This is a genomic window from Zavarzinia aquatilis (assembly GCF_003173035.1).
Lineage (GTDB): Bacteria > Pseudomonadota > Alphaproteobacteria > Zavarziniales > Zavarziniaceae > Zavarzinia > Zavarzinia aquatilis.
Genome location: NZ_QGLE01000003.1, coordinates 333491 through 354360, shown reverse-complemented (window position 1 = coordinate 354360; position 20870 = coordinate 333491). Strand labels below are relative to the sequence as shown.

17 protein-coding genes are annotated in these 20870 nt (G+C 69.8%); 11 read left to right on the top strand and 6 right to left on the bottom strand.

Annotation, left to right across the window (positions count from 1 at the left end; all coding sequences use genetic code 11):
- Positions 1-11: 11 nt before the first annotated feature.
- The gene (locus DKG74_RS07900; RefSeq protein WP_109904424.1) at positions 12-1007 is read right to left on the bottom strand and encodes an NADPH:quinone oxidoreductase family protein; all 996 of its coding nucleotides are present in this window, start codon (positions 1005-1007) and stop codon (positions 12-14) included.
- Between the two features lie 72 nt (positions 1008-1079).
- Here DKG74_RS07900 and DKG74_RS07895 point away from each other — a divergent pair, with 72 nt between their 5' ends.
- The gene (locus tag DKG74_RS07895; protein ID WP_109904422.1) at positions 1080-3710 is read left to right on the top strand and encodes an acetate--CoA ligase family protein; all 2631 of its coding nucleotides are present in this window, start codon (positions 1080-1082) and stop codon (positions 3708-3710) included.
- Between the two features lie 893 nt (positions 3711-4603).
- Here the strand turns inward: DKG74_RS07895 and tsaD are convergent.
- Positions 4604-5683 (bottom strand): tRNA (adenosine(37)-N6)-threonylcarbamoyltransferase complex transferase subunit TsaD, encoded by a 1080-nt coding sequence (gene tsaD / locus DKG74_RS07890; RefSeq protein WP_243404050.1) that lies wholly within the window; start codon positions 5681-5683, stop codon positions 4604-4606.
- Between the two features lie 47 nt (positions 5684-5730).
- On the opposite strand from tsaD, the gene hemC reads away from it, so the two are divergent.
- From hemC to DKG74_RS07860, 6 genes are read left to right on the top strand one after another with little or no spacing between them, the layout of a single operon-like run.
- Entirely contained in the window at positions 5731-6636 is a 906-nt protein-coding gene (gene hemC, locus DKG74_RS07885) for a hydroxymethylbilane synthase (protein WP_279340860.1), read from the top strand.
- Positions 6636-7364: a uroporphyrinogen-III synthase gene (locus tag DKG74_RS07880; protein ID WP_109904416.1), complete on the top strand. Its 729-nt coding sequence runs from the start codon at positions 6636-6638 to the stop codon at positions 7362-7364. The genes hemC and DKG74_RS07880 overlap by 1 nt, the downstream gene beginning before the upstream one ends.
- The gene (locus tag DKG74_RS07875) at positions 7361-8698 is read left to right on the top strand and encodes a mitofilin family membrane protein (RefSeq protein ID WP_109904414.1); all 1338 of its coding nucleotides are present in this window, start codon (positions 7361-7363) and stop codon (positions 8696-8698) included. Before DKG74_RS07880 ends, DKG74_RS07875 begins: the two co-directional genes overlap by 4 nt.
- Before the next feature lie 2 nt (positions 8699-8700).
- Positions 8701-10077, top strand: a complete 1377-nt coding sequence (locus DKG74_RS07870) for a heme biosynthesis protein HemY (RefSeq protein WP_109904412.1) — start codon at positions 8701-8703, stop codon at positions 10075-10077.
- Positions 10078-10101: 24 nt separating this feature from the next.
- Positions 10102-12729 carry an ATP-binding cassette domain-containing protein gene (locus tag DKG74_RS07865; protein ID WP_109904410.1) on the top strand — a complete coding sequence of 876 codons (2628 nt, stop codon included), beginning with the start codon at positions 10102-10104 and terminating at the stop codon, positions 12727-12729.
- On the top strand, positions 12716-13156 hold the full coding sequence (locus DKG74_RS07860; protein WP_165837585.1) for a cyclic nucleotide-binding domain-containing protein: 441 nt from the start codon (positions 12716-12718) through the stop codon (positions 13154-13156). The genes DKG74_RS07865 and DKG74_RS07860 overlap by 14 nt, the downstream gene beginning before the upstream one ends.
- Before the next feature lie 4 nt (positions 13157-13160).
- On the opposite strand, the gene DKG74_RS07855 is transcribed toward DKG74_RS07860, so the two are convergent.
- The 3 genes from DKG74_RS07855 to DKG74_RS07845 form a co-directional block, all read right to left on the bottom strand.
- Positions 13161-15494: a S8 family peptidase gene (locus tag DKG74_RS07855; protein ID WP_109904406.1), complete on the bottom strand. Its 2334-nt coding sequence runs from the start codon at positions 15492-15494 to the stop codon at positions 13161-13163.
- 87 nt (positions 15495-15581) lie between these two features.
- On the bottom strand, positions 15582-16379 hold the full coding sequence (gene xth / locus DKG74_RS07850; RefSeq protein WP_109904404.1) for an exodeoxyribonuclease III: 798 nt from the start codon (positions 16377-16379) through the stop codon (positions 15582-15584).
- Positions 16380-16390: 11 nt separating this feature from the next.
- Positions 16391-16684, bottom strand: a complete 294-nt coding sequence (locus DKG74_RS07845) for a 2Fe-2S iron-sulfur cluster-binding protein (protein ID WP_109904402.1) — start codon at positions 16682-16684, stop codon at positions 16391-16393.
- A gap of 143 nt (positions 16685-16827) precedes the next feature.
- On the opposite strand from DKG74_RS07845, the gene DKG74_RS07840 reads away from it, so the two are divergent.
- The 4 genes from DKG74_RS07840 to DKG74_RS07825 are packed head-to-tail and all read left to right on the top strand — an operon-like array spanning position 16828 to position 20402.
- Complete coding sequence (locus DKG74_RS07840) at positions 16828-17289, top strand: MarR family winged helix-turn-helix transcriptional regulator (RefSeq protein ID WP_109904400.1); 462 nt, start codon at positions 16828-16830, stop codon at positions 17287-17289.
- A complete protein-coding gene (locus tag DKG74_RS07835) occupies positions 17286-19316 on the top strand; it encodes an FUSC family protein (protein WP_109904398.1) in 2031 nt (676 codons plus the stop codon). The genes DKG74_RS07840 and DKG74_RS07835 overlap by 4 nt, the downstream gene beginning before the upstream one ends.
- Positions 19313-19519 carry a DUF1656 domain-containing protein gene (locus tag DKG74_RS07830; RefSeq protein WP_243404049.1) on the top strand — a complete coding sequence of 69 codons (207 nt, stop codon included), beginning with the start codon at positions 19313-19315 and terminating at the stop codon, positions 19517-19519. Before DKG74_RS07835 ends, DKG74_RS07830 begins: the two co-directional genes overlap by 4 nt.
- A 13-nt stretch (positions 19520-19532) precedes the next feature.
- Positions 19533-20402 (top strand): efflux RND transporter periplasmic adaptor subunit, encoded by an 870-nt coding sequence (locus DKG74_RS07825; protein WP_109904396.1) that lies wholly within the window; start codon positions 19533-19535, stop codon positions 20400-20402.
- A 4-nt stretch (positions 20403-20406) separates the two neighbouring features.
- Here DKG74_RS07825 and DKG74_RS07820 read toward each other — a convergent pair whose 3' ends face one another.
- Positions 20407-20829 carry an SRPBCC family protein gene (locus DKG74_RS07820; RefSeq protein ID WP_109904394.1) on the bottom strand — a complete coding sequence of 141 codons (423 nt, stop codon included), beginning with the start codon at positions 20827-20829 and terminating at the stop codon, positions 20407-20409.
- Between the last annotated feature and the right edge of the window lie 41 nt (positions 20830-20870).

Genomic DNA, 20870 nt, shown 5'->3' with positions numbered 1-20870 from the left:
CCCATTTACCGTCAGGTGCTTTCCGTCTCGTCGACGGTGATCACCACCTTGCCGGTCGAGCGGCGCTCGAGCACCAACTCGAGGGCTTCGGCCGCGAGGGCGAGGGGCCGTGTGTCCGAGACATGGGGGCGCAGCCGCCCCTCTTCCCACCAGCCGATCAGGGTGCGGAAGGATTGCGCCATGGTCGCGGGCGCCTTGTCGGCATAGGCGCCCCACCAGAAGCCGACGACATCGACATTCTTCACGAGGAGGCGATTGGCGGCGATCTGCGGTACCTCGCCCGAGGCGAATCCGATGATCAGCGCCCGCGCCTCGAAGGCGGCGGCCTTCATGCCCGCCTCGAACAGGGCGCCGCCGACAGGATCATAGATCACGTCGACCCCGGCGCCGCCGGTCGCGGCCATGATCGCATCCTTCAGATCGGGCGCTTCCGCGTCGATCAGGTGATGCGCGCCTTGCACCGCGGCGACGTCGAGCTTGGCCTTGCCCTTGGCGACGGCGATCACCTCGGCCCCCATCAGCACGCCGAGTTCGACCGCGGTCAGACCAACACCGCCCGCCGCCCCGAGCACCAGCAGCTTCTCCCCCGCCTTCAGCCGCGCCCGATGCCACAGCCCGAGATGGGACGTGCCATAGGCGACCGGAAAGCCGGCGGCGGTGACATAATCCATCGCATCGGGGATTTTCACCGCCCGCGCGGCCGGCACGGCGACCTTGCCGGCATAGCCGCCATAGGAGGGAATCGCCAGCACCCGGTCGCCGACCGCATGGTCGAACACCCCCTCGCCCACCGCCGTGACCACCCCTGCGACTTCAAGTCCCGGGGAGAAGGGCAGCGGCTGTTTCGTCTGGTACCGGCCATTCAGCATCAGGCTGTCGGCGAAATTGACCCCCGCCGCCCGCACACCGACGACAATTTCCCCTTTTCCCACAATGGGTTCGGGGATGGACTCGTATTTCATGCCGCGCGGGCCAAGACCAAGGCCGGTCACAAGCATCGCCTTCATGGATCGTCTTTCCTCAGGATTTGTCCCAAACTGATCACGGGACGAACGGCCAGCTTCGTGGGATGATGGGCCATGACCGTGCGTTATCTCGAATACTTGTTCAATCCGCGTATCGTTGCGTTGCTTGGCCCGGCCGAGCCGCGCGATCCCGTCGCTGCCGCCGTGGCCAACGGGATGCAGCGCGCGCCGTTCCATGGCCACCTGCTGGTCGCCCTCGACGAGGTCGAGGCGATCGAGGCCCTCGCCGAGACGCCGGAGCTTGCCGTGCTCAACGGCGATCTCGACCGCGCCCCCGCCCTGATCGAGGCACTGGGCCGCAAGGGCTGCAAGGTCGTGCTCGCCGTCGGCGCGCCGCCGGAAAACCCGGAAATCGTGCCCGCCATGCTGGCCGCCGCCCATCCCTTTGGCCTGCGCATCGTCGGGCCCGGCGCCTTCAACCTGGCGGTGCCGGCCATCGGCCTGCAGGCCGTGGTCTCGCCCGTGTTGCCCCAGCCCGGGCGCCTTGCCTTCATTACCCATTCCAACGGCATTCTCGACACGCTGATCGACTGGGCGGCGGGCAACGGCATCGGCATTTCCCGCGCCGTCTCGCTGGGCGCCAAATGCGATGTCGACCTTGCCGACGTCCTCGACTTCCTCGCGCTCGATCATTCGACCGGCGCCATCATCATGTATCTGGAGTCGATCACCCGGCCGCGCAAGTTCATGTCAGCGCTGCGGGCCGCAGCCCGCATCAAGCCGGTCGTTGTGCTGAAGGCCGGCCGCTTCGGCCCGTTGCCCCCGGCGACGACGGCGATTCGCCGCCTCGCCGATGCCGACGCGGTGTTCGATGCCGTGCTGGCCCGCGCCGGCTGCGTCCGTGTCGACGCGGTCGAGGAATTGTTCGATGCCGCCGCCACCCTGGGCTTCCCCGGGGCGGCCATGGGCGACCGTCTGGCCATCCTCGCCAATGGCTATGGCGCCGGCCTGCTGGCCGCCGACCATCTGCAGGACCGCAACGCCCGCCTCGCCGAACTGTCGAGCGAGACGCTGGCCGGCCTCGCCAGCATTCACGGCCTGAAATCGGACCTCAATCCGATCGACATCGGCCCCGACGCCGAGCCCGAACGTTACGCCGAAGTGCTGCCGGTGCTGACGGCGGATCGCGGCGTCGACGGTATTCTGGTCGTCCATACGCCGTCGGCGGTCTCCTCCGCGCTTTCGGCGGTGGAGGCGACGCTGCGCGGCTTCGGCGTGCGTCGCCAGCCCCGCCTGATCGCCTGCTTCATGGGCGAGACCGAGGCGCGGGCGGCGCGGGCCGCCCTGCGCGCCTCGGGCATCCCGACCTTCTCGACCCCGCGTCAGGCGGCCAGGGCGATCATGCATATGGTCGCCTATCGCCGGAACCAGGAGTTGCTGGCGGAAACCCCGGCCTCGATGCCGGCGGATTTCTCGGTCGACAGCCTGACCGTCGCGCAGGAAATCGAGGAACATCGCCTCGCCGGCCGCGAATGGGTCCATGGCCCGGATGCCCTGCGCCTGCTCTCCGCCTATGGTTTTCCGACGGTGCGGCCGATCTTTGCCGCGACCCCGGCGGAGGCGGCGCAGCACGCCAAGCGCATCGGCGCGACCGTGGTCCTGAAGATCGCCACGCGCGATCCCATCGACAAGAAGGCGGTCGGCGGCGTCACCCTCGGCCTCGACGAGCCGGACGACGTGCACCGCGCGGCCGAACTCATGATGCGCCGGGTCACCGCGCGGGCGCCCCAGGCCCGCATCGACGGCTTTACCGTCGAGCCCATGGTGATCCTCCCGGACGGTCACGAATTGCTGCTCGGCTTCGTCGAGGACGAGCAGTTCGGCCCTGTCGTCGTCTTCGGCAATGGCGGCACCGCCTGCGAGGTGATCCGCGACCGCATCGTCGCCCTGCCGCCCCTGAACATGGCGCTGGCCCGCCACGCCATCGGCCGCACCCGCGTCGCCAACCTCCTGTCCGGCGGACCGGGCCGGCCGGGCATCGACAGCCGGGCACTGGAACTCGCGCTGCTCCGCGTCGCGCAGATTGCCATCGACCACCCGGAAATCATCGAGCTGGAAATCAACCCGCTGGTCGCCGATCCGGAAGGCGTGATCGTGCTCGACGCCCGCTTCCGCCTCGCCGAGGCGAGCCAGCCGGGCAGCAAGCGCCTCGCCATCCGGCCCTATCCGAAGACCCTCGAGGAACATGTGGTCGACGATGTCGGCGACCATTACCAGCTGCGGCCGATCCGGCCCGAGGACGAGCGACCGCTGATCAAGGGCGTGACCACGGTCAACCCCGAGCATCTGCGCCTGCGCTTCTTCGCGCCGATGAAGGAACTCAGCCACGCCTTCGCCGCCAAGCTGACCCAGATCGACTACGACCGGGAAATGGCCTTCGTTCTGATGGGCGAGGGCCCCCCGGGCGAGGCGGAATGGTTCGGCACCGGCCGCCTCGTCTCCGATCCCGACGGCGAGAAGGGCGAATATGCCGTCATCGTCCGCTCGGACCGGCTGGGCCGCGGCCTCGGCCGGCTGCTGATGGAGCGCATCATCTCCTATGGCAAGGAGCGGGGCCTGCGCGAGATCTACGGCGAGGTCCTGCGCGAGAACCGGACCATGCTGCAGTTGGCGGTCGAACTCGGCTTCGTCGTCAAATCGACCCCGGGCGAGCCTGACGTCGCCCATGTCGTGCTGAAGATCTGATCGGCCGGCCCGGCATCGCCGCCGGGCCTTCGACCAAGGTCCTGCGACCAACTGACTGATTTTCAGCCCCGGCATTCAGTCCTAGGCTTTCTCCCGCACCTCCGGGAGGGGTGCCCTGCGGCCCCTTGGGGTCGCCCGTGATCAATGAACATTTTTGGTAGTTTTTAGCGAAAGCGGCGGAATGCGCGGCTTTCGGCCGGAATTTTCTCGCTGACGAGTGAACGGATCGAAAAATATTTACAGAAAATGCAAAAAAGGGCTTGCGGTGAATAAATCCTGAGATATTTATTATTCATCGTTCAGCGGCGGTGACCCAAGGGGGCAGGCCCGGACGAGAGCCGCAGGAGGATGGACATGACGACCATCGAACACATCGCCGCCAAACTGAGCTTCGGCCGCATCGCCACGCTGGTCGTGCTGACCTACAGCGCGGCCGCCCTGGTGCAGATGACCAGCAACGTGCTGGCGATCTGAGCCGCACCCTGTCAAGGCGGAGACCGACCATGATTGCCACGCGCCTGAATTCGATCCTGGCCAGCCTGATGACCGCCGCCGTGCTGCTTTACGCCGCCGCCGTGGTGATCGAGAGCGCCGGACACATCGCCGCCCTCGCCTGAGCGACCGCGGCCCCCTCGCAGAACCCCATTCCAAGGACCAACGACCATGCAGACCTTCGCCCGCTTCTTCGATCGCTTCGCTCTCGCCGCCGTTGCCGTCTATGCCGTCGCGCTCACCGCGCAGATGGTGCAGAACGTCGGCCTGATCTGACGCGCAGCCTTCCCTGGAGGGTCTCGGTCTCCCCGGACCTTCCACCCTGCGGCGCACCGCAACTGTCGCGCTGCCCTAGAGCCCGATCCCGGCCAGCCCCGGATCGGGCTTCTTTTTTGTGGACTTCAGGCCTTTGCACCAGCCGCCGCCGCCACGGGATCGAGCGGCCAGCGGGCCCGCGGCTTGATGTCGAGGGCATCGGTGTGGCCGGCGCGGAAATGCTCCACCCCGGCCCAGGCGATCATGGCCGCGTTGTCGGTGCACAGACGCAGCGGCGGCGCGACGAAGGGCGAGCCCGATTCGCCCGCCAGCACTTCGAGCCGCGCCCGCAGATGCCGGTTGGCGGCGACGCCCCCGGCGACGACGAGGGGCGTGCCCGCCGGCATCAGGGCAAGGGCGCGGCGCGTCCGGTCGACCATGACGGCGCCGACGACGGCCTGGAAACTGGCGGCGAGATCGGCCTTGTCCTGCGCCGACACCGGCTGGGACAGGCCCGCCAGGGTCTCGCGCACCGCCGTCTTCAGCCCGGAGAAGGAAAAATCGCAGCCCGGCCGGCCGATCATCGGCCGCGGCAGGGCAAAACGCGCCGGATCGCCGGCTTCAGCCGCCTTTTCCACCGCCGGCCCGCCGGGATAGCCAAGGCCGAGCAGTTTCGCCGTCTTGTCGAAGGCTTCGCCCACCGCATCGTCGATCGTGGTGCCGAGGCGGCGGTAGCGCCCCACCCCCTCGACCGCCAGCAGCTGGCAATGCCCGCCCGAGACGAGCAGCAGCAGATAGGGAAAGCCGACCTCGGAGACGAGTCGCGGCGTCAGGGCGTGACCTTCGAGGTGATTGACCCCGATCAGCGGCTTGCCGCTGCCAAGCGCCAGCGCCTTGGCCGTGGTCAGGCCGACGATGACGCCGCCGATCAGCCCCGGTCCCGCCGTCGCCGCGATGGCGGCAAGGTCGGACAGGCCGACCCCCGCCTCGGCCAGCGCCTGACGGATGAGGCCATCGAGATGGGAAACATGGGCGCGCGCGGCGATTTCCGGCACGACGCCGCCATAGGGCCGGTGTTCGTCGAGCTGCGACAGCACGACATTGGACAGAATCCGCCGGTCGCCGGCCACGACGGCGGCGGCGGTCTCGTCGCAGGACGATTCGATGCCCAGCACCAGACAGGATGCTGCGGCGATCCCGGTGGTTTCCATATCCCCTGACCGCATGTTAAGGCTTTGCCGTAACACTGGATGGTCGGACCTTGCAAGCAACCTTGAGAATCGGCACCCGCGGCAGTCCTCTTGCCCTAGCCCAGGCCCATATGGTGCGCGACCTGCTGGCCGCTGCCCACCCCGACCTTTTGCCGGCCGAGATCGTGATCATCAAGACGACCGGCGACAAGGTCCTGGACCGCAGCCTGTCGGAAATCGGCGGCAAGGGCCTGTTCACCAAGGAAATCGAAGAGGCGCTGCTCGACGGCGGCATCGACCTCGCCGTCCATTCCATGAAGGATGTCGCGACGGTCCTGCCGGACGACCTCGTCATCGACTGTTTCCTCGAGCGGGAAGACCCGCGCGACGCGCTGATCGGCGCCGCCAGCCTGGCCGCCCTGCCGGCCGGGGCGCGGGTCGGCACCGCGTCCTTGCGCCGGGGCGCCCAGCTGAAGGCGCGGCGGCCCGACCTCGTCGTCGAATCCCTGCGCGGCAATGTCGGCACCCGCCTGTCGAAGATCGCCGACGGCACTTTCGACGCGACCTTCCTCGCCCTCGCGGGCCTGCGCCGGCTCGGCCTCGCCGACAAGGCGACGGGCATCCTCGCGCCCGAGGACATGCTGCCCGCCATCGCCCAGGGCATCATCGGTATCGAGCGGCGGATATCGGATACCCGCGTCGCCGCCCTGCTCGCCCCGCTGAACCACGGCCCCAGCGCCCTCGCCGCGACCTGCGAGCGCGCCTTCCTCGCCGGGCTCGACGGCTCGTGCCGGACGCCCATCGCCGGCCTTGCCCGGCCGGATGGCGCGGGCGGCCTGACCTTCATGGGCGAAACCCTGGCCCCCGACGGCAGCGCCCGCCTCGCCGTCACCACCTCGGGCCCCGAGGCCGACGCCTTCGCCATCGGGGCCGAGGCGGCGCGCATCCTGCTGGACCGGGGCGCGGCCGCCCTGCTCGGCCGGGGGTAATGCGTCTTCTCGTCACCCGCATCGCCGCCGAAGCGGCCCGCCTGACCCGCGATCTAACGGCTGCGGGCCACGAATGCGCCGTCGCGCCACTGATCGAGATCGTGCCCCGGAGCGATGTCGCCCTCGACCTCGCCGGGGCGCAGGCGCTTCTGGTGACGAGCGGCAGCGGTGTCGCCGCCCTCGCCGCGGCGACCAATGCGCGTGACCTGCCGGTGCTGGCGGTCGGCGATTCGACCGCGCGCAAGGCCCGCGCCGCAGGCTTCGCCGCCGTGACCAGCGCCGACGGCGATGTCCACGCCCTGACCGAACTCGCCGCCCGTACACTCGATCCAGCGGGCGGGCGCCTGATCCACGCCGCGGGCGCCAGCCTCGCGGGGGACCTCGCCGGGCTGCTGACGGCGCGGGGCTTCGCCGTCGACCGGATCACGCTCTACGATTCGGAAGCCGCGCGCGCGCTGCCGGACGATATCCGGGAAGCCCTGATCGCCGGGGCTTTCGACGGGATTCTGTTTTTCTCTCCCCGCACTGCGGCGACCTTTGTTACCCTCGCGCTGGCTTGCCGGCCGAGACCCGATTTCAGCGGCAAGTCAGCCTATTGCCTGTCGGCGGCGGTGGCGGCGGCGCTGGCCCCTCTCGGTTTCGGCCGGGTCCTGGTGGCGGCGCATCCGACCGAGGCCGACCTCGTGGCGCTGATCGCCTCTTCGCCTGATCAACGGAGCACGACATGACCGAGCGTCCCGACCAGCCGGGCCAGAAACCCGACCCGCGCGACCTCGACATCGAGATCGAAGCGGCGACCGGCGGCGATGCCGGCCCGGGCAGCGATGCCCCCATCCTGGACAAACCGCTGGAAGACCCGCCGCCGCGCTTCGACTCCTCGGCCTATGCCATGCCCCCGGCGCCGCGCGGCTCGCGCCGCAGTCTGTGGCTGGGCGTTTCCGCCATCGTGCTGATCGGCGCCGGCGCCGCCATCTGGCACTTCTATGGCGAGAGGCTGATCGCCGCCCCGGTCGCCGCCACGGCGCCGATTCCGGTCAACGGCGGCGCGCTCGAAAGCCGTGTCGGCGCCCTCGAAACCGCCGTCGCCTCCCTTGATCGCAAGCTTCAGGCGCTGGAAGGCCGCGTCGCCGCGGCCGGCGATTCGCAAACCGGCGATACCGCCGCCGAGGATCCTTCGTCGAGCGAGGCGGCCCTCGCCGAACTCCGCGACGAGATCGCCGCCCTGCGCGAGCGGCAGGGCGCGCTCGAAGAAAATCTGGCCGCGACCGAAGACGGCGGCGACACCCCGACAGCCGAACCCGCCAGCCCCGAGCCGGCACCGGCACCGGCCCCCGGCGGGATCATCGCCGATACCGCCCTTTCCGCCCGCATGGCGGCGCTCGAGGCCAAGCTGGCCGCGCTGCCCATGGTCGATCCCGAGGCACTCGCCGGGCTGGAGCGGGAGATCGCCGCCCTGAAGACCGCGTCGGCCGAGACCGATACCCGCATCGCCAGCGAGACCGAGCGCCTGAAATCCGTCGGGCGCGGCGTTTCCCTCGTCTACGCCATCGGCCGGCTGCGCAGCGGGGTCGAGGGCGAGGCGCCCTTCGCCGCCCCGCTCGATGCCGTGCGCGGTCATTTCGAGGCCCTCGGCCTTCTGCGCGAACCCGCCATCGGCAAGGCGCTGGACACGCTGTCCGCCCATGCCGCCGCTGGCCTGCCGAACCGCGCCAGCCTTGCCGCCCGCTTCGCCGCGCAGGCCCGCGCCGCCCTGCAGGCCGCCCGCATCCCGCAGGATGGCGACATGGTCGACCGCCTGCTGGCCGAGGCCGGCAATCTGGTCACCGTGCGCCCCATCGGCGAGATCGAGGGCGATTCGGTCGAGGCCCGTCTTGCCCGCGCCGAAGCCCGGCTCGGACGCGGCGATCTGGCCGGCGCGCTGACTGAAATTGCACCGCTTCAGGGTGGCGCGGCCAATGCCCTCGCCGGCTGGAAGGCGGATGCCGAGGCCCGGCTGGCGGCGGAAACGGCAGTCGATCTGCTCGACGGCGAGGTTTCGGCCCGCTTCGCCGAGGCGAACTGACCATGCGCGCCGTCCTGAAGATCGCCCTCGGCTTTCTGATCGTCCTCGCCATCGCCGCGGTCGCGGCCTGGCTGGCCGACCGGCCGGGCGCCATCGCGGTCGAATGGCTGGGCTACCGGATCGAGACTTCGATCGCCGTGCTGATCGTCGCCTTCATCCTGCTGATCGCGATCTTCGCCGCCCTCGGCCGTCTGATCCTGATCGCCTCGCGCGGGCCGCGCCTGCTCGCCGCCCGGCGCCTCGCCAAACGCCGCCGTCAGGGCGAGCTGGCCATCGTGCGCGGTCTCGTCGCCATTGCCGCGGGCGATGCGCGGGATGCCCGCAAGCAGGCGGTGGCGGCCGAAGGCGCCACCAATGCCTCGCCCCTGGCCCTGTTGCTGGCGGCGCAGGCGGCGCAGCTGAACGGCGATCCAGACGCAGCGGAACGCGCCTACCGCCTGATGCTGGACGACGACGAGACCAGGTTCCTGGGCCTGCGCGGTCTCATCGTGCTGGCCCGGCGGCGGGGCGACAACGATACCTCCCTCGCCCTCGCGCGGGAGGCACAGGCGCTGCGCCCGGGCGCGCCCTGGGTCGCGAGCGAGATTTTCGGCCTGCAGGCCGCGCTTGGCGAATGGCACGCGGCGGAGGAAACCCTGGTCGGCGCCCTGCGCCACAAGCTGATCGACAATGACGAGGGCAAGCGCCACCGCGCCGTGGTGCTGGTCGGCCGCTCGGATGCCGCCGCCGCGCGGGGCGACACGCGCGAGGCCCTGACCCTTGCCGAGACGGCCCATGGCCTCGCGCCCGATCTGGTGCCGGCGACCACCCGCCTCGCCCGCCTGCTCGCCGCCTCGGACAAGCGGCGCAAGGCCGAGCGGATGCTGGAAAACGCCTGGGCCAGCTATCCCCATCCCGATATCGCCGAGGCTTACGCCGATATCGGCGGCGAGCTTTCCGGGGACGAGCGCGCCCATCGGATGGCGAGCCTCGCCGCCATCAATCCCTCGGCCCGGGAAAGCCGCCTCCTTGCCGCCGAACAGGCGCTGAACCTGCGGCAATGGGCCGAGGCGCGGGAGGCGCTGATGGTTCTCGTCAACGCCAGGGAAGCCACGCGGCGCACCTTCGATCTCCTCGCCGAACTCGAACGGCGCGAGAAGGGCGACCAGCGCCGGGCCACCGAGTGGCAGGAAAAATCCGCCAGCGGCGAGGCCGAGGCGCGCTGGTTCTGCCGCGCCTGCGGCCATGCCCCGGCCAGCTGGACGCCCCATTGCCCGTCCTGCCATTCCTTCGACACGCTGGACTGGCGGGTGCCGGGCGCGATCACCGAAATCCTGCCCCCGCCGGCAGCCCCCGCCGACGGCACCTTGCCCAGCGCCAGCATCGGCAAGAGCGGCTAGGCGCCGCGCGGGGGGCGCGGAGAGGTGCAGCGGGATTTCAGACAGTTCGTCTGGCGCCACACGGCCGGCGCGCAATTCGCCATGCTCGGGATCGCCTTCGCGTCCTTCCCCTTCCTCTGGCTCTATTACGAGATGCCGAAGGAAATCGTGGCCCTGCTCGGCGCGGACAAGGGGGAGCCGTTGCGCCTGTTCGGCCGCGACCTGCCGGCCAGCCTGTTCGGCCTGCCGCTCGACCGGCCGGTGACCCTTGGCCTGCAGTGCCTCATCCTCCTGCTGCTCGTCCTGATCAACCAGCGTTTCCGCTTCTGGATCGCGCGGCTGCGCAACCTGACCGCCGAGCGGGCGCTGCGTCGCATCCGCTTCCAGATCCTCTCCCTCGTGCTGCGCTTTCCGCTGCACGCCTTCCGCCAGCGCACGGCGGGCGAGACATTGGCGGCCATGGGCTCCGATCTCGACAGTCTGTGCGGTCATGTCGGCGACGCGGTCTCGGTCCCGGCCTATCAGGGCGGCACCCTCGCGGTCATCCTGATCTTCCTCGTGTGGCAGGATCCGCTGATCGCCGCCGCCGCCGCCTCGATCTATCCCTTGAGCATGATCGTCGTGCCGCGTCTGCAACGCAGGGTCAACGACCTCTCGCGCGAGCGCGGGCGCCTGACCCGCGGCCTCGGCGAGCGGATCGACGAGACCTTCCGCCTCGTCACCGACATTCATGCCAACGACCAGACGCGCTGGACCCGCGCCTGGCTGGGCGCCCAGTTGGCCCTGATCTATCGGGTGCGGCTCGACATCGCGCAGCGCAAGTTCGCCATCAAGACCATCAACACCCTGCTGCAGCAGTCGGGGCCGGTGCTGTTCTACGCCGCGGGCGGCTTGATGGTGATCGAGGGGCGCCTCGACATCGGCACACTGATCGCCGCCATCGCCGCCCACAAGGACATGGCGACGCCCTGGCGCGAATTGCTCGACTGGTATCAGGGCCGGGAGGATGCGCGGGTGAAATATGAAAACACCCTGCGCCTGTTCAACCGGCCCGATCTGCGCCCGGCGGCCCGCGACGCCCAGCCCGAGGAGGCGGTCGACTTTCGGGGGCAGGCGATCACGGTCGAAGACCTCGTCGTGCGGGACGAGGGCGAGGCGTTGCGCCTCGACCGGGTGCGCCTGACCATACCCGCCGGCCAGTTGACCGCCCTCGTCGGCCCATCGGGCGGCGGGCGCGAGGCTCTGGCGCTGGCGCTCTGCGGTCTCGTCGAGGCTTCGGCCGGGCGCGTGCGCATCGCCGGGCAGGAGATCGCCCGCCTGCCCGCCTCGCTGGTCAACCGGCGCATCGCCTATGTCGGGCCGGGCAGCGGCCTGCAGGCCCGCTCCATCGCCGACAATCTCGCCTTCGGCCTGCAGGCGCGGCCCGGGCTGGGGCTGGGCGGCGATATCGACTTCCGCGAGGCCCTGTTGTCGGGCAATCCGGCCGATTCCATCGAGGCGGACTGGGTCGATTACGCCGCCGCCGGGGTCGCCGACCGCGAGGCCCTGCGCCGCCGCATGGTCGAATTGCTGAGCCGGCTCGGCTTTGGCGACGGGCTGTTCCGCCTCGGGCTTCAGGCCCGGCTGCCCGCGGGGGCCGTGGCCGACCTCGGCCCCCGCATCGTCGCCGCGCGCGCCGCCCTCGACACCCGCCTGCGCGAGCGCGGTCAGGTCGACCTGATCGCCCGCTTCGACGAGGGGGGCTATAACGACCACGCCACCATGGCCGAGAACCTGCTGTTCGGCCTGCCGACCGATCCCGCGCTCGACGCCGACCGTCTGGCCGAACATCCGGCGCTGCACGACCTCCTCGTCCGCTGCGGCCTCGCCGAGCGGCTGTTCGCGGCGGGGCAGACCATCGCCGCGGTGATGATCGAACTTTTCGCCGACCTCGATCCGGGCCACGAGATGGTGCGCCGCTTCGCCCTGGTCTCGCCGGGGGAATTGCGCCATCTGATCGCCCTGTCCGGCCGCCCGGGCGACAGCCTGACCCGCGCCGACCGCGCCCTGCTGACCAATCTGCCCTTTCGCGTGATCGCGTCGCGCCACCGGCTGAATGCCGTCGACGAGGCGCTGAAGGCCGCCATCGTCGAGGCCCGGCACCGCCTGCGGACCGAACTGCCCGGCATCGGCATCGCCCGTTTCGATGCCGCCAGCGTCAATCCCGCCGCCAGCATCCTCGACAATGTGCTGTTCGGCCGGATCGCGGCCGACCGCGCGGGGGCCGCCGGTCAGGTTCCGGCCCTCGCGGCGGACGTGCTCGAATCCCTCGGCCTTGGCGACGAGCTGCGCCGGCTCGGCCTCGATTTCGACGTCGGCATCGGCGGCGGGCGCCTCAGTCTCGGCGAGCGCCAGCGCATCGCCCTCGGCCGGGTGCTGCTGCGCCGGCCGGACGTCATCGTGCTCGACGATGTGCTGGGCGCGCTCGACGCCACCTGCCGCGCCGACATCATGACCCTCCTGCGCGAGGAAGCCGCCGCGGGGGTGACGGTCGTCGCCGCCCTGGGCGATGCCGGCCTCGCGGAAGGCTTCGACCGTATCGTCACACTGGAACGCGGCCGCATCTTGCAGCACGGCGAAGGCCGTCGCATCCTGCGGCAGGAAATGGGGAATAGCCGACATGAGCCTGAGTGAAGACGCCGCCACCCTGGCCGCCGTACCGTTGTTCCAGGGGGTGGACCCGGCCCGCCTGAAGCTGATCGCCTTCGCCGCCGAGCGGCTGAATGTCGCCGCCGGCACCGAACTGGTGCGTCAGGGCGAGGCGGGCGACGCGGTCTATGTCGTGCTGTCGGGCGAGGCATCGGCCTTCGTCAAGGTCGCCGATGGCAGCGAGCTGCGCGTCGGCCCGGTTCCCGTGGGCACGCTGTTCGGCGAGGTGGCCCTGCTGGCCGACGTGCCGCGCACGGCGACGGTCAGGGCCGATGGCGAGATGGCGGTGCTGCGCCTCGACGGCGAGCTGTTCTTCGACCTGATCCAGGAATTCCCGGCCGTCGGCATCGCCGTCATGCGGGAATTGGCCCGCCGCCTCGACCGCTCCACCGCCCTGCTGCGCGGCCGCTGACGGTTCAGAAACGCCGACGGTAGCGCACCATGCCCAGTACCTCGTCGTCGGCCGAGGCGATATTGCCCGGATCGACGACGTAAAGCAGGTTGAAGCCGAGCAGGGACTGTTCGTCGAGCGGCAAGGCATAGAAGGCTTCCCAGTCGATCTCGCGGCCGTCGCCGTTCAGGTCCAGCGTGACCTTGTCGCCATAGACCGTGCCGTCTTCGGTCCGGCCCAGCGGCCGGTCAAGGGTGATGCGGCCCGAGCTGGCGCGCAGCGGCTGATGGGCGCTGAACCCCCAGTGATCGCCGGCCGCGAAGGCATCCCGGCCAAGGAGGCCGACAGTCCAGCTGTCGCTGGTGATGCCGCCCGCGTCGGCGATGAAGGCGCCCGTGTCGCGGGCCGAGGTCACGGCCCGGTCGTAGCGGGCATAGAGGGCGACCTTGTCATCGAAGGCATAGGTCGCGCCGATGGAAACCTGCGCCGTTTCGGCGCCGCCGATGGACAGCAGCCCCTGACCCGAGGCGCCGAGCATCCGGCCATCCTCGGCGACATAGGCGAGTGCGGCTTCGACGGTCAGACGATCGCCGATATCCTGACGCAGGGCCGCCTGAACCGCGGTCGCGCCGGTGCCGACATCGCCCGCGCCGTAAGCCCCGGCCTCGCCCGTGCCGTTCATGACCGCGAGCGAGAGATGGCTGCCCTCGCCCAGCCGGCTGTCGATGCCGACAACAGCGCCATTGTCGGCAAGGCCGAGGGCGCCGGGCGTGAAGGCCCCTTCGGTCAGGGCGAGCCCGGCCTCGATCGGCAGGCTGTCGAGGGACGGCGAAACTTCGGCGAAACCGGCGTGCAGACCGGCGAAGGCGATGGTCGATTCGTCGAAGGCGAAGCGCAAGGTGGCGACCGTGCTGGTTGACGTCACGCCGGTGCTGGTCAGGGCAGCTTCGGCGCCGACCTCGCCCTGGCGCAGGCCCATGGTCAGGCGGAGACCAGGCACGCCGGTGACGTCGGAGAAATGGCCACGGCCGAAATCCGAAAAGGCGAGATCGGCGACCGCGCTGCCTTTCTGCCCGACCACCATGGCGCCCATGTCGGCGGTGAAGGTGGCGCCGTCATAGCTGTCGAACAGCGCGGCGGAAGTACCGGACAGGGCCTGCACCAGCGCATCGCCCATGACCGCGTTGGAGGACAGGGCGGCGCTCGTCGTCGCCGCCGTGCCATCGGTCGCCACGGTGCTGCCGACCGAGGCGGCGACCAGCGTGCCGATCGGCTTTGTCGCCGCCGCCAGATTCATCAGACCCTGACCGTAGAGCGCGCTGTCGGCATAAATGCCGGTATCCGTCGCCGTGGTCAGCAGGCGCGAGACGACCTGGGCATGGGTGAGTTCGGGAAAGCGCGACATGACGACGGCGAGCCCGCCCGAGACGAGGGCGGCGGCCATCGAGGTGCCGGTCATGGTGATATAGCCACCGCCGGCATCGGTCGCCAGGATCGAGGTGCCGGGCGCGGCGAGGCACCAGGCCGCCGCCTTGCCGCAGGCATTGGCGTAGGACGCCAGGGTGCCATCGGTGCCGACCGCCGTGACCGCGACCACCATCGCCTTGGTCAGCGTGTCGTAGAGCGGCACCATGACCGTCGCATTCGGCTGGTCGGCGCCGGCATTGCCGGTCGAGAAGACGACGACCGTGCCGCGGTCGGTCGCATAGCGCACGGCCGACGTCAGCGCGGCGGGGGTCGTGTCGGTCGGGCTGGAGCCCCAGCTGTTGTTGACGATATCCGCGCCGACGTTGGCGGCATAGATGATGCCGTCGTAAGGATCGCGGGTTTCGCTGTAATTGTTGGTATCGAAAGTCGTCAGGGGCAGGATGCTGGCCGACCAGGCGATCCCCTCCATGCCCGTGCCGTCATGGGCCGCGGCGATGGTCCCGGCCAGATGGGTGGCATGGGTATCGGGGGTCGAGTCGCCGATCCAGTTATAGCCGCCACTGGCGATCTGGCCCGCAAGCTCGCTGACCGAAGTGTCGACCTGGCCGTCGTTCACCGCGACCACGATGCCCTGCCCGGAAGCGCCGGTCGCCCAGGCGGTGCTGGCGCCGACCATGGCGAGCGCGGCCTGACGCCTGTATTCCGCCGTCTCGAAGACGCTGGCGACCGTGGTCACCAGGGTGGTGACCGTCGTCGTCGGCGTGGTCGTCGTGACCGTGGCCGGCGCCGTCGTCGTCGTGGTGGTGGTCGTGGTGGTGCTGGCGCCGCTGTTGCTGCCCCCCCCACCACCGCAGGCGGACAGGAGAGCGGCCATGGAAACCGTGAGACAGAGGAACAGGCACCGGTGGGCGGGGCGGCGGGTCTGGGGCATGATCCTTGTCCTCCCGGACTTGGTTTAATTTGCCCCCATATTGGAGATTCAATCCCCTAATAAACCCATAATGGTTGCAATCATTCCTCAGACTTCAAGAGTCAGCATCACCGGCACATGGTCCGACGGCTTTTCCCAGCCCCGGGCCTCGCGCAGGGTCCGGGTCGAGACCAGCCCGCCGGCCAGATCGGGCGTGACCCAGATGTGGTCGAGACGGCGCCCCTTGTCGGCGGCATTCCAGTCGGCGGCGCGGTAGGACCACCAGGAATAGAGCTTCTCGCTGGGCGGCACGAAATGGCGGACGGCATCGACCCAGTCGTGGGCGGCCTGCACCTCGCCAAGGAGATTGGTCTCGATGGGCGTGTGACTGACCACGTCGAGCAGCTTCTTGTGGCTCCAGACATCGTGCTCGAGCGGGGCGACGTTGAAATCGCCGACCACGATGGCGCGCTTCTCGCTCGCCCGCCGCCTCTCGCCCCAGGCGACCATCTCGCGCAGGAATTTCAGCTTGTGATCGAACTTCGGGTTGGCCACCGGGTCCGGCTCGTCGCCGCCCGCCGGAATGTAGAAATTGTCGAGCAGCAACCCGTCCTCGAAGCGGACGCGCAGGTGGCGGGCATCGCCCATGGCGACCCAGTCGTCCTTCTCGACGGTCTTGAACGGCAGCTTCGAGGCGATGGCGACGCCGTGGTAGCCCTTCTGCCCGGCGATGGCGAGATGCGGATAGCCCGCCTCGATCAGGGCCTTGCGCGGGAAACTGTCGTCGATGGTCTTGATTTCCTGCAGGCACAGGACATCGGGCGACTCCGCGGCCAGAAACTGTTCGACGATGCCGATGCGCAGGCGCACCGAATTGATGTTCCAGGTGGCAATGGTGATGGCCATGGCTTGTCCGTTCAGCCGGGCAGCGCCGGCGCGTCGAGGAAAGTGACTTCGCAGTCGGATTGCGGCAGCGCCCGGCAGGCGAGGATGAGGCCGGCCGCCGCCTCGGCTTCGGGCAGGGCGAAGCCGGCGTAGGGTTTCAGATCGACCGTGCCCGCGACCAGCACCGACTTGCAGCGGCCGCAGGTGCCGCCCCGGCAATAGAAGGGATAATCGAGGTCTTCCTCGAGCGCGGCATCGAGGATGGTCATGCCGCGCGGCACCTCGATCTCCACCCCGAATTGCGGAAGCTTTACCCGAAACGCCATGGCGGACCTCGCGATACGAAGCGGCAACCTAGGCAATGCGGCGGCGGGCGTCAAACCGGGCGGCGGCGCCCTTGCGCGAAACGCAGGGCTGATCCGTCGAGAACATAATTCAAAACATAATTATTAGAGAGCTAACTAATAGCATGAGAACGGACATCGACACCTTCGGCTTCCAGCTGATCACCACCATGCGGGCCTGGCGCCGGGCGCTGGACGATGCCTTCATCGCCGATGGCCTGAGCGAGGCGACCTGGCGGCCGCTGATCCACATCCACATCCTGGGCGAAGGCCTGCATCAGACCCGCCTCGCCGCCAGCCTCGGCATCGAGGGACCGTCCCTCGTCCGCCTGCTCGACAATCTGCAGGCGGCGAAACTGGTCGAGCGGCGGGAAGACCCGGCCGACCGCAGGGCCAAGACCCTGCATCTGACAAAGGCCGGCCGCACCCTGGCGACCCGCCTGCGGCAGGAGGCGCTGGAGCTTCAGGACCGCCTGCTGGCCGGCCTCACGCCGGAACAGATCGAAGCCTGCAAGGCGGTCTTCGCCACGGTGCAGGACAATTGCGCGCGGATCGCCGCGGAGCGGCGCGAGACGGCGACGCCATGATGCCCGTCTCCCGCAGGCTGATCTTCTCGCTGAAGACGTTCGGCGCCGGGATGCTGGCGGTCTGGATCGCCTTCCGGCTCGATCTCGCGCAGCCGACCTGGGCGCTGCTGACCGCCTATATCGTCTCGCAGCCGCTGGCGGGCGCCGTGCTCGCCAAATCCTTCGCCCGCATCGCCGGCACCTTCGCCGGGGCGACCATGTCCGTCCTCCTGATCGCCGCTTTCGCCGACGCGCGGGAATTCTTCGTGCTCGGCCTCGCGCTCTGGGTCGGGGCCTGTCTCTACACGTCGGTCCTGCTGCGCGAGGCGCCCGCTTCCTATGGCGCCATGCTGGCGGGCTATACCGCCGCCATCATCGGCTTCGCCGCCGTCGACGCGCCGCTGTCGGTCTTCGATACCGCCGTCGCCCGGGTGACCGAAATCTGCCTCGGCATCCTGTGCGCGACGCTGGTCAGCCGGGTCGTGCTGCCGATTACCGCCGGCCGCGTGCTGAAGCGCACGGTGGCCGACAGCGTGGAAGCCGCCCGGGCCTGGGCCGCCGACGTGCTGCGCGGTGTCAGCGACGAGCGCGCCGCCCTCGCCGACCGGCGCAAGCTGCTGGGCGACATCATGACCATCGACCTCTTGCGCGCGCAGGCCCGGCTGGACACGCCCGAGGTCCGGCGTCAGGACGATGCCCTGCGCCACCTGCAGGCACGGCTGCTCTCCCTCGCCTCGATCCTGCTGTCGATCCAGGACCGCCTGCGCATCCTGCTGCGCGACCGGACGGGCCGCGCCGCCGGCCTTGCCCCCCTGATGGCCGAAGTTGCCGACGCCGTCGAAAGCCGCGAGGCCGACACCGCCCTGGCCGAGAAAGTGGCGGCCGCCCGACCCAGCCTCGCCGAGATGAAGCGCGACCCCGCGCATCGCATCGAACACATCCTGGTCGCCCGCACAGGCGACGTGCTGGTGGCGACCGCCGACATGGAGCGATTCTCCCGCGCCCTGCTGCGCGGCGCGGCGCCGCCCGATCTCGGCCCGGCGCCGGGCCTCGCCCGTTATCGCGACCATACCCAGGCGCTGGTCGCCGGCCTCGTCGCCGCCCTCGCCCTTTGCGTCACCGCCGCCTTCTGGATCGGCACCGGCTGGGCCCAGGGCGGCAATGCCGCGACCCTCGTCGTCGTCGTCTGCTCGCTGATGGCGACGCTGGACGATCCGGCCGCGGGCGCCCTCGGCTTCCTGAAGCTCAGCGCGGTCGCCCTGCCCATCGCGGCGCTTTACGACTATGCGGTATTTCCCGCCATCGACGGCTTTCCACTGCTGGCCGCCAGTCTCGCGCTGCTGCTGGTGCCGCTGGGAATGCTGGTGCCCGACCGGCGCTATGCGCCGAAGGTCATGCCCCTGATCATGAGCACCATCGCCATCATGGGCGTGCAGAGCCGGCCCGTCCTCGCCTTCGAGAGTTTCGTCAACGCCTCCCTTGCCCTCATCTTCGGCATCGGCGCCGCCGTCGTCATGTTCGCCCTGCTGCGCCCCCTTGGCGTCGACTGGACCGTGCGGCGTCACGTCGACGGCATCCGGCGCGATCTCGCTTCGCTCGCCGCGGCACCCGCCGCGCAGGACCACGGCCGTTTCGCCAGCCATATGTTCGACCGCATCAACGCCCTGATCACAAGGATCGGTGCCGAAGACCTCGGCCACCGCGCGATCCTGCAGGGCAGCCTCGCCGCGCTGCGCATCGGCCACAACATCCTGATCCTGCGCGGCGGCATGGACGGTTTCGCGCCCGCCCCGCGTGCCGCGGCCGAACAGGCGCTGGCCACCCTCGCCCGGCTGTTCGCCGGCCGCGACGACGGTGCCGCCGCGCTCGACACGCTCGATGCCGTAACCGGTCAGGTGCTTGCCACCGATGGCGACGACGAGACGACGGCGACCCTCCTGGTGACAATCACCGGCATCCGCAGCAGCCTCGCCGAACATGCCGGCTTTTTCCGCCTCGCCCCGGCCCCCACCCCCGTCCCCGCCCCCATTCCGGAGCACGCCGCATGACCATGCTGAAGGAATTCGACCTCGCGGGGGTCTATCTCTCGCCCATGCTGCTTTACGCCCTGATCGCGGCCGTGCCCTGGGCGCTGGTCCGGGAAGGCCTTGGCCGGGCGGGCGCCTATGCGCTGATCTGGCACCCGCCCCTGTTCAATACCGCCCTTTACCTCGTGATGCTGGCCGGCGTCGCCGCCGTGCTGCACCAGTGACGGAGCCCATCCCATGTCCATCGCCCGGCGCCTGACGCGCCTTGCCCTTACCCTCGCCATCGTCGGCGCCGCCATCGGCGCCGGCCTCTACCTCTGGACCCTCTACATGGACACGCCCTGGACAAGGGACGGAAGGGTCCGCGCCGATGTCCTGCAGATCGCGCCCGATGTCTCGGGCCTCGTGGTCAGGGTCGAGGTCGGCGACAATCAGCCGGTGAAACAGGGCGACCTCCTGTTCGTGGTCGATCCCGAACGCTATCGCATCGCGGTCGAACGGGCTGAGGCGACGGTCGCCGCCCTGAAGGAACAGGCCGACCAGCGCCGGCGCGAGAGCGAGCGGCGCAACCAGCTCGGCTCCAACGCCATCACCGCGGAATCGCGCGAGCAGGCGGCGAGCGCGGCGGCGCAGGCCGCGGCCTCGCTGCACCAGGCGCTGGCCGACCTCGAGACCGCGCGGCTCAACCTCGCGCGGACCGAAATCCGGGCGCCGGTCAACGGCTTCGTCACCAACCTGCAACTGCACGTCGGCGATTACGCCAGCGCCGGCAAGCCGGTGTTCGCCATCGTCGACGGCGACAGTTTCTATGTCGTCGGCTATTTCGAGGAAACCAAGCTCGCCCATGTCCGCGAGGGCGACGACGCCTCGGTGCGCCTGATGGGTTTCGAGACACCCGTGTCCGGCAAGGTCGCCGGCATCGCCCGCGCCATCGTCGACCGCGAGGCGCCGCAGGGCGGCGACCTGCTGGCCAATGTCAACCCGACCTTCTCATGGGTGCGCCTCGCCCAGCGCATCCCGGTGCGGATCGCCCTCGGCCCCCTGCCGGAGGGCCTGCGCCTGTCCGCCGGCATGACCGCGACTATCGTGGTCGAGCCGGCGCGCTGATCTGTCAGGAAATCGCGCCGAGGCCCTTGGTGATACCCTTTTCGAGGGCCGCGCGGACGATGCCGCCGATGAAGGGCAGCTTGCCCTCGAACACGATGGTGTAGTCCAGCCGGCTGCCGCCAGCCGGCGTCGCCGAGAAGCGCATGGTGCCGAGGTGGTTCTTCAGCGGACTGCCTTTGGTGATGCGGTATTCGATCAGTTCGTTCTCGACCGCGCGGGTCACCGTCTCCTCGAAGGGGCCGCCGACCGGCATCTTCAGGCGGCGGACAGAGCCCGCGCCGTTGCGGCTGGTATCGCCGTCCCGAACCCGCGTGATCTTCGCCGGGGCGAAGACCTGGTTCAGATTCTCGTGTTCCGCCAGAAGGGCGTAGAGGTCGGCGACCGGCATCCTGAAGTCGCGGACGATGTGAATGCGCTGCTGGCCCATGGCCTCTCCCCCGATTTTTTGTCAGGAGGAGAGTAGAGGCC

Bases quoted from the DNA above. Each gene is read 5' to 3' on its own strand.
- DKG74_RS07900 (WP_109904424.1), bottom strand. From the start codon at position 1,007: ATGAAGGCGATGCTTGTGACCGGCCTTGGTCTTGGCCCGCGCGGCATG.
- DKG74_RS07895 (WP_109904422.1), top strand. From the start codon at position 1,080: ATGACCGTGCGTTATCTCGAATACTTGTTCAATCCGCGTATCGTTGCG.
- tsaD (WP_243404050.1), bottom strand. From the start codon at position 5,683: ATGCGGTCAGGGGATATGGAAACCACCGGGATCGCCGCAGCATCCTGT.
- DKG74_RS07880 (WP_109904416.1), top strand. From the start codon at position 6,636: ATGCGTCTTCTCGTCACCCGCATCGCCGCCGAAGCGGCCCGCCTGACC.
- DKG74_RS07875 (WP_109904414.1), top strand. From the start codon at position 7,361: ATGACCGAGCGTCCCGACCAGCCGGGCCAGAAACCCGACCCGCGCGAC.
- DKG74_RS07870 (WP_109904412.1), top strand. From the start codon at position 8,701: ATGCGCGCCGTCCTGAAGATCGCCCTCGGCTTTCTGATCGTCCTCGCC.
- DKG74_RS07860 (WP_165837585.1), top strand. From the start codon at position 12,716: ATGAGCCTGAGTGAAGACGCCGCCACCCTGGCCGCCGTACCGTTGTTC.
- DKG74_RS07855 (WP_109904406.1), bottom strand. From the start codon at position 15,494: ATGCCCCAGACCCGCCGCCCCGCCCACCGGTGCCTGTTCCTCTGTCTC.
- xth (WP_109904404.1), bottom strand. From the start codon at position 16,379: ATGGCCATCACCATTGCCACCTGGAACATCAATTCGGTGCGCCTGCGC.
- DKG74_RS07845 (WP_109904402.1), bottom strand. From the start codon at position 16,684: ATGGCGTTTCGGGTAAAGCTTCCGCAATTCGGGGTGGAGATCGAGGTG.
- DKG74_RS07840 (WP_109904400.1), top strand. From the start codon at position 16,828: ATGAGAACGGACATCGACACCTTCGGCTTCCAGCTGATCACCACCATG.
- DKG74_RS07835 (WP_109904398.1), top strand. From the start codon at position 17,286: ATGATGCCCGTCTCCCGCAGGCTGATCTTCTCGCTGAAGACGTTCGGC.
- DKG74_RS07830 (WP_243404049.1), top strand. From the start codon at position 19,313: ATGACCATGCTGAAGGAATTCGACCTCGCGGGGGTCTATCTCTCGCCC.
- DKG74_RS07825 (WP_109904396.1), top strand. From the start codon at position 19,533: ATGTCCATCGCCCGGCGCCTGACGCGCCTTGCCCTTACCCTCGCCATC.
- DKG74_RS07820 (WP_109904394.1), bottom strand. From the start codon at position 20,829: ATGGGCCAGCAGCGCATTCACATCGTCCGCGACTTCAGGATGCCGGTC.